Origin of the sequence: Pseudomonas sp. NBRC 111127 (assembly GCF_001320345.1) — a bacterium.
In the GTDB taxonomy this organism is placed as follows: domain Bacteria; phylum Pseudomonadota; class Gammaproteobacteria; order Pseudomonadales; family Pseudomonadaceae; genus Aquipseudomonas; species Aquipseudomonas juntendi.
Map to the genome: position 1 here is coordinate 1 of NZ_BCBD01000166.1, position 11,879 is coordinate 11,879.

General features: G+C 61.6%; 12 protein-coding genes. 6 read left to right on the forward strand and 6 right to left on the reverse strand.

The genetic code is table 11. The features are described from left to right. A partial coding sequence (locus tag APH30_RS22705) for a GTP-binding protein (RefSeq protein WP_156326614.1) occupies positions 1–351 on the reverse strand: 351 nt, incomplete at its 3' end. Positions 352–479: 128 nt separating this feature from the next. Continuing rightward, positions 480–1,934 carry a tRNA uracil 4-sulfurtransferase ThiI gene (thiI, locus tag APH30_RS22710; protein ID WP_009681219.1) on the reverse strand — a complete coding sequence of 485 codons (1,455 nt, stop codon included), beginning with the start codon at positions 1,932–1,934 and terminating at the stop codon, positions 480–482. 470 nt (positions 1,935–2,404) lie between these two features. On the opposite strand from thiI, the gene glnA reads away from it, so the two are divergent. The 4 genes from glnA (at position 2,405) to ntrC (ending at position 7,291) form a co-directional block, all read left to right on the forward strand. After that, complete coding sequence (gene glnA, locus APH30_RS22715) at positions 2,405–3,811, forward strand: type I glutamate--ammonia ligase (RefSeq protein WP_009685006.1); 1,407 nt, start codon at positions 2,405–2,407, stop codon at positions 3,809–3,811. Between the two features lie 155 nt (positions 3,812–3,966). Beyond that, a complete protein-coding gene (locus APH30_RS22720) occupies positions 3,967–4,509 on the forward strand; it encodes a chorismate mutase (protein ID WP_054913834.1) in 543 nt (180 codons plus the stop codon). A gap of 263 nt (positions 4,510–4,772) precedes the next feature. Then, a complete protein-coding gene (gene glnL / locus APH30_RS22725) occupies positions 4,773–5,858 on the forward strand; it encodes a nitrogen regulation protein NR(II) (protein WP_009685004.1) in 1,086 nt (361 codons plus the stop codon). Continuing rightward, positions 5,855–7,291, forward strand: a complete 1,437-nt coding sequence (gene ntrC / locus APH30_RS22730) for a nitrogen regulation protein NR(I) (protein ID WP_009685003.1) — start codon at positions 5,855–5,857, stop codon at positions 7,289–7,291. The genes glnL and ntrC overlap by 4 nt, the downstream gene beginning before the upstream one ends. A gap of 768 nt (positions 7,292–8,059) precedes the next feature. On the opposite strand, the gene APH30_RS22735 is transcribed toward ntrC, so the two are convergent. Beyond that, complete coding sequence (locus tag APH30_RS22735) at positions 8,060–8,497, reverse strand: hypothetical protein (protein WP_054913835.1); 438 nt, start codon at positions 8,495–8,497, stop codon at positions 8,060–8,062. Between APH30_RS22735 and trmL the strand changes: the two genes are divergently transcribed. Next, a complete protein-coding gene (trmL, locus tag APH30_RS22740; RefSeq protein ID WP_054913836.1) occupies positions 8,496–8,957 on the forward strand; it encodes a tRNA (uridine(34)/cytosine(34)/5-carboxymethylaminomethyluridine(34)-2'-O)-methyltransferase TrmL in 462 nt (153 codons plus the stop codon). The two genes, APH30_RS22735 and trmL, sit on opposite strands and share 2 nt — an antisense overlap. Positions 8,958–9,076: 119 nt before the next feature. Here trmL and secB read toward each other — a convergent pair whose 3' ends face one another. From secB to APH30_RS22755, 3 genes are read right to left on the reverse strand one after another with little or no spacing between them, the layout of a single operon-like run. Continuing rightward, the gene (gene secB / locus APH30_RS22745) at positions 9,077–9,562 is read right to left on the reverse strand and encodes a protein-export chaperone SecB (protein WP_009685000.1); all 486 of its coding nucleotides are present in this window, start codon (positions 9,560–9,562) and stop codon (positions 9,077–9,079) included. A gap of 39 nt (positions 9,563–9,601) precedes the next feature. Further along, on the reverse strand, positions 9,602–9,856 hold the full coding sequence (gene grxC, locus APH30_RS22750; protein ID WP_029886544.1) for a glutaredoxin 3: 255 nt from the start codon (positions 9,854–9,856) through the stop codon (positions 9,602–9,604). A 1-nt stretch (position 9,857) separates the two neighbouring features. Further along, positions 9,858–10,271 carry a rhodanese-like domain-containing protein gene (locus APH30_RS22755; RefSeq protein WP_009684998.1) on the reverse strand — a complete coding sequence of 138 codons (414 nt, stop codon included), beginning with the start codon at positions 10,269–10,271 and terminating at the stop codon, positions 9,858–9,860. A 206-nt stretch (positions 10,272–10,477) separates the two neighbouring features. Between APH30_RS22755 and gpmI the strand changes: the two genes are divergently transcribed. Continuing rightward, the coding region (gene gpmI, locus APH30_RS22760; protein WP_054913837.1) for a 2,3-bisphosphoglycerate-independent phosphoglycerate mutase at positions 10,478–11,879 on the forward strand (1,402 nt) is incomplete at its 3' end.

Genomic DNA, 11,879 nt, shown 5'->3' on the forward strand with positions numbered 1-11,879 from the left:
GAAGGCCTTCTTGGTCACGAAGCGGGTTTGCGGCATCGGGCCGTCCTGGGCGTCGACCAGCAGCAGCACCGAGTCGACCATCGACATTACACGCTCGACCTCGCCACCGAAGTCGGCGTGGCCGGGGGTGTCGACGATGTTGATGTGGTAGCCGTTCCAGTTGATGGCGGTGTTCTTCGCCAGAATGGTAATACCGCGCTCTTTTTCCTGGTCGTTGGAGTCCATGACGCGCTCGTCGTTGAGCTCGTTACGCTCCAGGGTGCCGGACTGACGCAGGAGTTTGTCGACCAGGGTGGTTTTACCATGGTCAACGTGGGCGATGATGGCGATGTTACGCAGATTTTCGATCACAAGTGTATCTCGATCAGAGGATTCGGTTGCCGCCCAGTGTAGGCGGCGAATATGTACTGTTTAAGGCTCAGCGGGCCCGACGGTCGGGAGGGCGATGGCGGATACTGCCGCCATACAGCCCCGGCGTCTTATGTCGGACGATAAACACGCACATTGGCATGTCCCTCACTGAGCAGGTGGTGTGCGTGCAAACGGCTCATCACACCCTTGTCGCAATACAGCAAGTACTGGCGCGTGGGGTCCAGGTGCTTGAACTTGCTGTTGATGGCATAGAACGGCATGGCCTGCACCTCGATACCTTCCAGTACCAGAGGCTGATCTTCCTGGGCGTCGGGGTGACGAATGTCGATGACGATCTGGCCTGGCAGCGCCTCGGCCACTTCCTCGATTTCGATGTCCTTGCCCAATTCATCGATCACGTGGTCGATGGAAATGAACTTGGCGCGCTCCAGGGCGCGCTCCAGCACGGCCATGTCGAACTGCTTTTCTTCGTGCTCCATGCGGTGGCGCTTGGCATGGGTGGTCGGGTTCACCGAGATCACGCCACAGTATTCCGGCATGTGCTTGGCGAAGTCGGCGGTGCCGATTTCGGTGGCCTGGTCGATGATGTCCTGCTTGTGCGTGGCCAGCAGCGGGCGCAGCACCAGCTTGTCGGTGGCCGAGTCGATGATCGACAGGTTCGGCAAGGTCTGGCTCGATACCTGGGAAATCGCCTCGCCGGTCACCAATGCGTCGATCTGCAGGCGGTCGGCCATATGCGCGGCGCCGCGCAGCATCATGCGCTTGAGGGTCACGCCCATGTAGCTGTTGTCGACCTTGTTGAGGATTTCGCCAACCACTTCCTCGAACGGCACGCTGATGAACAGCACGCGCTGGCTGCTGCCGTACTTCTTCCACAGGTAGTGGGCCACTTCCATCACGCCCAGCTCGTGGGCACGGCCGCCAAGGTTGAAGAAGCAGAAATGGGTCATCAGGCCACGGCGCATCATCTGGTAGGCCGCCACGGTGGAGTCGAAGCCACCGGACATCAGCACCAGGGTCTGCTCCAGCGCACCGAGCGGGTAACCGCCAATGCCATTGTGCTGGTTGTGGATCACGTACAGGCGCTGGTTGCGGATTTCGATGCGCACCATCACCTCGGGGTTCTTCAGCGCGATGCCGGCAGCGCCGCATTGCTGGCGCAGCTGGCTGCCGACGTAACGGTCGACGTCCATCGAGGTGAAGTCATGGTGACCACCGCGCTTGCAGCGCACGGCGAAGTGCTTGCCGGCCAGCAGGTGGCCAAAATGGTGCTTGCACTTGGCGACGATATCGTCGAAGTCACCCAGCGGGTATTCCTCTACCTGCAGGAAATGGGTAATACCCGGGGTGCAGGTGAGGCGCTCGATCATCTCGCGCTGGACTTTCTCGTCTTCGACGCGGGTAACCACTTCGAGGTTGTCCCACACACCATCCACCGCAAGCTCAGGGTCGAGGTCCTTGAGCACGTTGCGGATATTTTTGCCGAGCTGGCGGATGAAGCGCTTGCGCACCGGCCGGCTCTTGATGGTGATTTCTGGGAAGACTTTGACGATGAGTTTCATTGGTTAACAGCGCGCGCAGGGCCTGCCGAAAATGAGGGGCGCGAATTATATCGGAAATTGCTCAGGATTTGACCAACTTTTGTACAGAAGGTCGGATTTATATTGCCTGTGCCGCCCTCATCGCCGGCAAGCCGGCGCCCACAGGTCATCTCCAGGCCTCACGTGTTGCGCTCTACCTGTGAGAGCTGGCTTGCCGACGATGAGGCCCTCAAAGCAAGCACACCACCCAACCTGCGCACCATATCGGTGCGCCAATACCAAAATCCGCATCCAAAGAGTGCACTTTCCCAGCGCAAGCCCCCGCAAAATGCCCGCAAACGCCCCCTTTTATCCCGCCCTCGCCATTTTCGGGCACTGGCATGCAATTTGCTCCCTTGTGAGGCAGGTAAGCTTGGCCGACTATCCGCGCCCGGCAACACCCTTTTTCCAGGGCAGCGGCCCACCGCGCTCTAGACCATCCGGAGGACAACATGTCGAAGTCGGTTCAACTCATCAAAGATCATGACGTCAAGTGGATTGATCTGCGTTTCACGGACACCAAAGGTACTCAGCACCACGTGACCATGCCGGCGCGCGATGCGCTGGACGAAGACTTCTTCGAAGTCGGCAAGATGTTCGACGGTTCCTCCATCGCTGGCTGGAAAGGCATCGAAGCTTCCGACATGATCCTGATGCCGGTTGACGAAACCGCCGTTCTGGACCCGTTCACCGAAGAACCAACCCTGATCATCACCTGCGACATCGTCGACCCGTCGAGCATGCAGGGCTACGACCGCGACCCACGTGCCATCGCCAAGCGTGCCGAAGAGTACCTGAAGAGCACCGGCATCGGTGACACTGTCTTCGCCGGCCCGGAGCCAGAGTTCTTCATCTTCGACGAAGTCAAGTTCCAGTCGGACATCTCCGGCTCGATGTTCAAGATCTTCTCCGAGCAAGGCTCGTGGATGACCGGCGCTGACGTGGAAGGCGGCAACAAAGGCCACCGCCCAGGCGTGAAAGGCGGCTACTTCCCGGTTCCGCCGTTCGACCACGACCACGAAATCCGTACTGCCATGTGCAACGCACTGGAAGAAATGGGCCAGACCGTCGAAGTTCACCACCACGAAGTGGCAACTGCCGGCCAGAACGAAATCGGTGTCAAGTTCAACACCCTGGTGAAGAAGGCTGACGAAGTCCAGGCGCTGAAGTACGTTGTGCACAACGTTGCCGACGCCTACGGCCGTACCGCTACCTTCATGCCGAAGCCACTGTACGGCGACAACGGTTCGGGCATGCACGTGCACATGTCGATCTGGAAAGACGGCAAGAACACCTTCTCCGGCGAAGGCTATGCCGGCCTGTCCGACACCGCCCTGTACTTCATCGGCGGTATCATCAAGCACGGTAAGGCCCTGAACGGCTTCACCAACCCGTCGACCAACTCGTACAAGCGTCTGGTTCCAGGTTTCGAAGCCCCGGTGATGCTGGCCTACTCGGCGCGCAACCGTTCCGCTTCGATCCGTATTCCTTACGTTGGCAGCCCTAAAGCCCGCCGTATCGAAGCCCGCTTCCCGGACCCATCGGCCAACCCGTACCTGGCCTTCGCAGCGCTGCTGATGGCTGGCCTGGACGGTATCCAGAACAAGATCCACCCAGGCGACGCGGCCGACAAGAACCTGTACGACCTGCCGCCAGAAGAAGCCAAGAACATCCCGCAAGTGTGCGGCAGCCTGAAAGAAGCTCTGGAAGAGCTGGATAAAGGCCGTGCGTTCCTGACCAAGGGCGGCGTGTTCTCCGACGACTTCATCGACGCCTTCATCGAGCTCAAGAGCGAAGAAGAAATCAAGGTCCGCACCTTCGTGCACCCGCTGGAATACGAACTGTACTACAGCTGCTGATCTGATCGGCGCCCGGCGCCGGTGAGCTGATCAAACGGCCTCCCTCGGGAGGCCGTTTTCGTTTCTGCCGTCACTACTTTCGGAAGCGTCCTACCCCCGAGGATCAGCCAACACCGCCACACTCGGGCCTTCACCCTATGCTCTGGAGGTCTGTCATGCGTCATTTCCCCTTCGCCGCAGTGGCTGTATTGGCCCTGACCGGTTGCACTGCAGAAGCCCCGCCGGATACGGCGCTGTCCGCGCTGCTCGACAACATCGAACGGCGCCTGGCCCTGGCTGAAGCCGTGGCGCTGCACAAGTGGGACACTGGCCAGCCCGTGCAGGCAACGCTGCGCGAGCAACAGGTGCTGGCCAATGTCCGTGCCGCCGCACCTGGCCACGGCCTGGCACCACAACGCGCCGAGGCGTTTTTCGCCGACCAGATGGAAGCCAACAAGTTGCTGCAATACACCCTGCTGTCCGACTGGCACCGCGAGGGCGCGGCGCCGCACACGCAACGCCGCGACTTGCAGACAGCCATCCGCCCGCAACTGGATGATCTGCAGGGCACACTCCTGCAAAGGCTGGCAGCCTTCGACCGTGAGCCCGGGGCAGGCTGCAGCACACGGCTGGCCAAGGAACTGGCCGGCCGGTCCGCGCCCCAACCACTGCACCAGGCCTTGGTTCGCGCCACCGGTCAATTGTGCGATAAATCCTGAAAGCTCTATGCTCCTTATTGGTGCATTCTTGCGAGCGACGCCCTTGAATGCACCCCAAAAAAGGTCACAAGAAACGTTAAACCAGAACATTCTGGTGCGAATCTGCGCGATTTCGGGTGCTCATCGGACAATTCCGCTTCTTTTCGGAGCTTTGGTTTGTTTCTTGCATTTTATGCACTGAAACTGGAATCAGCGGATTCACTGCGCCCCGGGTTCTGGCTGCACCCTGCCAGACAAGCGCCAAAAGAGGTCAACGACGCCTTATGACCATCAGCGATGCACAGCACCGTCTGCTTCTGGACAACCTGACCACCGCCACGCTATTGCTCAACGGTGAGCTGCGCCTGGAATACATGAACCCAGCTGCAGAAATGTTGCTGGCGGTCAGTGGCCAGCGCAGTCACGGGCAGTTCATCAGCGAACTGTTCACTGAATCGACCGAGGCGCTCAGCTCGTTGCGCCAGGCGGTCGAGCAGGCGCACCCGTTTACCAAACGCGAAGCACAACTGACGTCCCTGACCGGGCAGACGATCACGGTCGACTACGCGGTAACGCCAATCCTGCACCAGGGCCAGACCCTGCTGCTGCTGGAGGTGCACCCGCGCGACCGGCTGCTGCGCATCACCAAGGAAGAGGCGCAACTGAGCAAACAGGAAACCACCAAGATGCTGGTGCGGGGCCTGGCTCACGAAATCAAGAACCCCCTCGGGGGCATCCGCGGCGCCGCCCAGCTGCTGGCCCGCGAGCTGCCCGAGGACGGCCTGCGCGACTACACCAATGTAATCATCGAAGAGGCCGACCGCCTGCGCAACCTGGTCGACCGCATGCTGGGCTCGAACAAGCTGCCCTCGCTGGCCATGACCAACATCCATGAAGTACTGGAGCGGGTCTGCAGCCTGGTCGAAGCCGAAAGCCAGGGTTGCATCACATTGGTGCGCGACTACGACCCAAGCCTGCCGGATGTCCTGATCGACCGCGAACAGATGATCCAGGCCGTGCTCAATATCGTGCGCAACGCCATGCAGGCGATCAGCTCGCAGAACGAACTGCGCCTGGGCCGCATCACCTTGCGCAGCCGCGCCTTGCGCCAGTTCACCATCGGCCACGTGCGCCATCGCCTGGTGGCCCGGGTGGAGATCATCGACAACGGCCCGGGCATCCCGCTGGAACTGCAAGACACCCTCTTCTATCCCATGGTCAGCGGTCGCCCGGACGGTACCGGGCTCGGCCTGGCCATTACCCAGAACATCATCAGCCAGCACCAGGGCCTGATCGAGTGTGAAAGCCACGCTGGCCATACCGCCTTCTCGATCTACCTGCCTCTGGAACAAGGAGCCACCGCCTCATGAGCCGAAGTGAAACCGTATGGATCGTCGACGATGATCGCTCCATCCGCTGGGTCCTGGAAAAAGCCCTGCAACAGGAAGGCATGACCACCCAGAGCTTCGACAGCGCAGACGGTGTCATGGGCCGCCTGGCCCGCCAGCAGCCGGACGTGATCATTTCCGACATCCGCATGCCGGGGGCCAGCGGCCTCGACCTGCTGGCGCAGATTCGCGAGCAGCACCCACGCCTGCCGGTCATCATCATGACCGCCCATTCCGACCTGGACAGCGCCGTGGCATCGTACCAAGGCGGTGCTTTCGAGTACCTGCCCAAGCCGTTCGACGTGGACGAGGCGGTTTCGCTGGTCAAGCGGGCCAACCAGCACGCCCAGGAGCAGCAAGGGCTGGACGTGCCACAAAGCCTGGCGCGCACGCCGGAGATCATCGGTGAAGCCCCGGCGATGCAGGAGGTGTTCCGCGCCATTGGCCGCCTCAGCCACTCCAACATCACCGTGCTGATCAATGGCGAGTCCGGTACCGGCAAAGAACTGGTAGCCCACGCCCTGCACCGCCACAGCCCGCGCGCGGCGGCACCGTTCATTGCCCTGAACATGGCCGCCATCCCCAAGGACCTGATGGAGTCCGAGCTGTTCGGCCACGAAAAAGGCGCTTTCACGGGCGCCGCCAACCTGCGCCGGGGCCGCTTCGAGCAGGCCGATGGCGGCACCCTGTTCCTCGACGAGATCGGCGACATGCCCGCCGAAACCCAGACCCGCCTGCTGCGGGTGCTGGCAGATGGCGAGTTCTACCGGGTCGGCGGCCACGTGCCGGTCAAGGTAGACGTGCGTATCATCGCCGCTACTCACCAGAACCTCGAGTCACTGGTGCAGGCTGGCAAGTTCCGCGAAGACTTGTTCCACCGCCTGAACGTGATTCGCATCCATATCCCGAGGTTGGCTGACCGGCGCGAAGACATCCCCGCACTCGCCCGCCATTTCCTTGCCCGTGCCGCTCAAGAGCTGGCGGTCGAGCCGAAGGTGCTCAAGCCGGAAACCGAGGAGTTCATCCGCAACCTGCCATGGCCGGGCAACGTGCGGCAGATGGAGAACACCTGCCGCTGGATCACCGTCATGGCCTCCAGCCGCGAGGTACTGATTGGTGACTTGCCGCCGGAGTTGCTGAACCTGCCCCAGGACGCTGCCCCCGTGACCAACTGGGAGCAGGCGCTGCGCCAGTGGGCTGACCAGGCATTGGCGCGTGGGCAATCCAACCTGCTGGACAGCGCGGTGCCAAGCTTTGAGCGGATCATGATCGAGACCGCCCTCAAGCACACCGCCGGCCGGCGCCGCGATGCGGCGCTGTTGCTGGGCTGGGGCCGCAACACCCTGACCCGCAAGATCAAGGAACTGGGGATGAATGTGGCGGGTGGCGATGACGAGGAAGGTGACGAGCACTGAGCGCTAGGTTAAACCTCGAGATCTTTGGGGCTGCTACGCAGCCCTTTCGCGACACAAGGCCGCTCCTACACGGACCATCTCTGCCTCCGGGCTGATGCGTTACCTGCAGGAGCAACTGTCTTTCCCAAAATTTGAAAAGCTTGCGCGATTCATTGTGGGAGCGGGCTTGCCCGCGAAGCAGACGACGCGGTGTCTGGCACCGGCTACGCCGGTGTTCGCGGGCAAGCCCGCTCCCACAAGAAACCGTGTGATCTTCGAGTCCTGCATTTTGGCTGATGATCTACATCCTCAGTCCTGAGCATCGCATTGAGTTCCACCAAGAAGACCCGCATGCAGGCCACGATAGCGACCTTGGCAAGTTTCCCGCGTGCGCGCAGCGCCTCATGACGGGCCTTGAGCGCTGGGTTGTCCTTCATCGCCACAAGGCATGACATATAAAGCGGCCCCAGCTGTTTCAGCCTTCCGATGCACCGTTCCTGTGCCCGCTGCACCTCGCCAAGGCACAAACCCCCTCAAAAACCGGCCGAATCCCCCTCAAAGCCCAGTATTTCCGGGTTTTGCAAAATTGGCACGCCCCCTGCAATAGCTAATACATACCCAGTTTCGGGGGCCCTGGTACAGGCAGGCCGGGTGAACCCCTCTTTTATTAGCAACACCGCCGTTTTTGGGGACCTCGGTACAGGCAGGCCGGGCCATCCCCCCTTTACACGCAGTACGCCGTAGCCCTTTTGGGGACCCTGGTACAGGCAGGCCGGGATATCCCCTCTTTTATTCCTGCAGGCTCACCTGCAGCCGCCAGCGCCCAGCGTCTTCTGCACCGGCCCATTGGCCGTGCAGGGGGCGCGCGGCCACCACCGTCAGCAACAACCCTTCCTGGCTGTTCTGCAGCCGCCAGCTTACCGGTTTGCCGTTCAGGCTCAATTGGCCCTGCCGGGCCGTGCCCTGGGCCTGGAACAGCACAGCCACCGTGCCGTGGACGTTCTCGGCATGCAGCTTGGGTTCTTCGTTGAACCACAGCGCCAGCCCATTCGACAACACCTCTACCTGCTGCAACTGGCGCTCTACAGGGGCGGTCAGGCGGCCGATCATCAGCCCCACCATTACCCCGACGATCGCCAGCGACAGCAGCATGCGCGGCAACGCCTTCGAACGCACATCCGGTTCGGGGGTAGAATGCCCGTCATCCTCTTGCTTGGAGCCGTGCATGTTTCACGTCATCCTTTTTCAACCAGAAATTCCGCCGAATACCGGCAATATCATTCGCCTGTGCGCCAACAGCGGCTGCCACCTGCACCTGATCGAACCCATCAGCTTCGAACTGGATGACAAGCGCCTGCGCCGCGCGGGGCTGGATTACCACGAGTATGCCACGCTCAAGCGCCACCAGAGCCTGGCCGAATGCCTGGAAAGCCTGGGCAACCCACGGCTGTTCGCCTTTACCACCAAAGGCTCGCACTCGTTCCACGAGGTCGCGTACCAGCCGGGTGACGCGTTCCTGTTCGGGCCGGAGAGCCGCGGGCTGCCGGCAGAAGTCCTCGACAGCCTGCCCGCCGAGCAACGCCTGCGCCTGCCCATGCGCCCAGGCTGCCGCAGCCTGAACCTGTCCAACACGGTGGCGGTGACGGTGTATGAGGCCTGGCGGCAGAACGGGTTTGCCGGGAGCTGATGTGTAAGCCTGCACTGGCCCTATCGCCGGCAAGCCGGTTCCCACAGGGACCACGTGCGGCTTCCCACACAGCCAACAAAAAAGCGCCCCTAGAGGCGCTTTTCCGATACCGGCAGCAGTTACTGAACGGTTGGCGCTTCGCCGGCTTCCTGCATGCGCTGCATTTCTTGCGCGTACAGGGCGTCGAAGTTGACCGGCGACAGCATCAGCGCCGGGAACGAACCACGGGTCACCAGGCTGTCCAGGGTCTCGCGGGCATACGGGAACAGGATGTTCGGGCAGAACGCACCCAGCGTGTGGCTCATCGAAGCAGCATCGAGGTTGGCGATGAGGAAGATACCCGCCTGCTGCACTTCAGCGATGAACGCGACTTCGTCGCCGTTCTTCACGGTGACCGACAGGGTCAGCACCACCTCATGGAAGTCGCCTTCCAGGGCCTTTTGCTTGGTGTTCAGGTCCAGGGCAACGCTTGGCTCCCAGGTCTGACGGAAGATCTGCGGGCTTTTCGGGGCCTCGAACGACAGGTCACGCACATAGATGCGCTGCAGGGAGAACTGAGGGCTGTTGTCTTCAGCAGCAGCGCCGTTGGTCTGTTGGTCAGTCATGGCAGATCCTTATCCTAATGTTTTCGAATGCAGTGCAAATCAGGCCGCCAGCAACGCGTCGAGCTTGCCGGCGCGCTCCAGGGCATAGAGGTCATCGCATCCACCGACATGGGTGCTGCCGATCCAGATCTGCGGCACCGACGTGCGGCCGGCTTTCTGAGCCATCTCGGCGCGCAGTTGCGGTTTGCCGTCGACCTTGATTTCCTCGAATGCCACGCCCTTGCTCTCGAGCAGGTACTTGGCACGCATGCAGTAGGGGCAGTAGTCGCTGGAATAAACGATGACGGGCTTCATATCACTTCACCAGGGGCAGGTTATCGGCTTTCCAGCTGGAAACGCCACCGCTCAGTTTGGCGGCGTTGTAACCGGCCTTGAGCAGATCGCGGCAAATGCTGCCGGACTGCTGGCCCATCGCGTCGACGACGATCAGGGTCTTCTCTTTGTGCTTGTCCAGCTCGGCCATGCGGTTGGCCAGCTTGTCCTGCGGAATGTTCACCGCACCCACGATGTGACCGGCGGAGTACTCCTTGGCCGGGCGGATATCGATCACCAGCGCCTTGTCGGCATTGACCAGGGCAGTCAGCTGACCGTTGCTCAGGCTCTGCCCGCCACGGCGGATTTCATTGATGAGCAGCAGGGCCAGCAGAATGAAGAAGATCGCAACCAGGATGTAGTGATCTGTCGCGAATTGAATCAGGTGAGCAACCATCAGCGGTGTTCCAGGCGATTGAAAATGCCGGCCAGTATACACAGCCCCTTGGTACCACCAAAGCCCGACGGGCCGGCCACCAGACCAGCTTCATGTTGCCAGCGCACGCGCGCCGGTCGGGGGATGGGACGATTATTCGCCGCACGTGGCGTATTTGCCCTAAAATGCGTTTCTTTATCATCTTTGAACAACCGTGAGTTTGATTGATGACGAGTACGCCCAAACCCCTGGTCCTGATCATCCTGGATGGCTTCGGCCACAGCGAAAGCCCTGAATACAACGCCATCTATGCCGCTAACACGCCGGTCTACGACCGCCTGCGCGCCAGCCAGCCGCATGGCCTCATTTCCGGCTCGGGCATGGATGTCGGCCTGCCGGACGGGCAGATGGGCAACTCCGAAGTCGGTCACATGAACCTGGGCGCGGGCCGCGTCGTCTATCAGGACTTCACCCGGGTGACCAAGGCCATCCGCGACGGTGAGTTCTTCCAAAACCCGGTGCTCACCGGTGCGGTGGACAAGGCTGCCGGTGCCGGCAAGGCCGTGCACATCCTTGGCCTGCTGTCCGATGGCGGCGTGCACAGCCACCAGGACCACATCGTTGCCATGGCCGAACTGGCCGCGCAGCGCGGCGCGGAAAAAATCTATCTCCACGCCTTCCTCGATGGCCGTGACACCCCGCCACGTAGCGCGCAGTCGTCCATCGAGCTGCTCGACGCCACCTTCGCCAAGCTGGGCAAGGGCCGCATCGCCAGCCTCATCGGCCGCTACTACGCCATGGACCGCGACAACCGCTGGGACCGCGTCAGCGCCGCTTATAACCTGATCGTCGACAGCAGCGCCGAATACACCGCTGACACCGCCGTGGCAGGCCTGAAAGCGGCCTACGCCCGTGACGAGAGCGACGAGTTCGTCAAGGCCACGCGCATTGGCGCAGCAGTCAAGGTCGAAGACGGCGATGCCGTGATCTTCATGAACTTCCGCGCCGACCGCGCTCGCGAGTTGTCGCGCGCCTTCGTCGAGCCCGATTTCACCGAATTCGCCCGTGCACGCCTGCCAAAAATGGCGGCCTACATCGGCCTGACCCAGTATTCGGCGAAAATCCCGGCACCCGCTGCCTTTGCCCCGTCCAGCCTGAACAATGTACTGGGCGAGTACCTGGCAAAGCACGGCAAGACCCAACTGCGTATCGCCGAAACCGAAAAATACGCCCACGTCACCTTCTTCTTCTCCGGTGGCCGCGAAGAGCCATTCGAAGGCGAAGAGCGCATCCTGATCCCATCGCCGAAGGTCGCCACCTACGACCTGCAACCGGAAATGAGCGCACCGCAAGTGACCGACCGCATTGTCGAAGCCATCGAGCAACAGCGCTTCGACGTGATCGTGGTCAACTACGCCAACGGTGACATGGTCGGCCACACCGGCGTGTTCGAAGCGGCAGTCAAGGCTGTCGAAGCGCTGGACAACTGCGTTGGCCGCATTGTCGAGGCGCTGGACAAGGTCGGTGGCGAGGCGCTGATCACCGCCGACCACGGGAACGTCGAGCAGATGGAAGACGAGTCCACCGGCCAGGCCCACACCGCACACACCACCGAGCCGGTGCCGTTCA

What these genes read in the sequence shown, in the direction of transcription:
- grxC (WP_029886544.1), bottom strand. Translation starts at nt 9,856, where the DNA reads ATGAAGCCCGTCATCGTTTATTCCAGCGACTACTGCCCCTACTGCATG.
- secB (WP_009685000.1), bottom strand. Translation starts at nt 9,562, where the DNA reads ATGACTGACCAACAGACCAACGGCGCTGCTGCTGAAGACAACAGCCCT.
- glnA (WP_009685006.1), top strand. Translation starts at nt 2,405, where the DNA reads ATGTCGAAGTCGGTTCAACTCATCAAAGATCATGACGTCAAGTGGATT.
- glnL (WP_009685004.1), top strand. Translation starts at nt 4,773, where the DNA reads ATGACCATCAGCGATGCACAGCACCGTCTGCTTCTGGACAACCTGACC.
- thiI (WP_009681219.1), bottom strand. Translation starts at nt 1,934, where the DNA reads ATGAAACTCATCGTCAAAGTCTTCCCAGAAATCACCATCAAGAGCCGG.
- trmL (WP_054913836.1), top strand. Translation starts at nt 8,496, where the DNA reads ATGTTTCACGTCATCCTTTTTCAACCAGAAATTCCGCCGAATACCGGC.
- APH30_RS22735 (WP_054913835.1), bottom strand. Translation starts at nt 8,497, where the DNA reads ATGCACGGCTCCAAGCAAGAGGATGACGGGCATTCTACCCCCGAACCG.
- APH30_RS22720 (WP_054913834.1), top strand. Translation starts at nt 3,967, where the DNA reads ATGCGTCATTTCCCCTTCGCCGCAGTGGCTGTATTGGCCCTGACCGGT.
- ntrC (WP_009685003.1), top strand. Translation starts at nt 5,855, where the DNA reads ATGAGCCGAAGTGAAACCGTATGGATCGTCGACGATGATCGCTCCATC.
- APH30_RS22755 (WP_009684998.1), bottom strand. Translation starts at nt 10,271, where the DNA reads ATGGTTGCTCACCTGATTCAATTCGCGACAGATCACTACATCCTGGTT.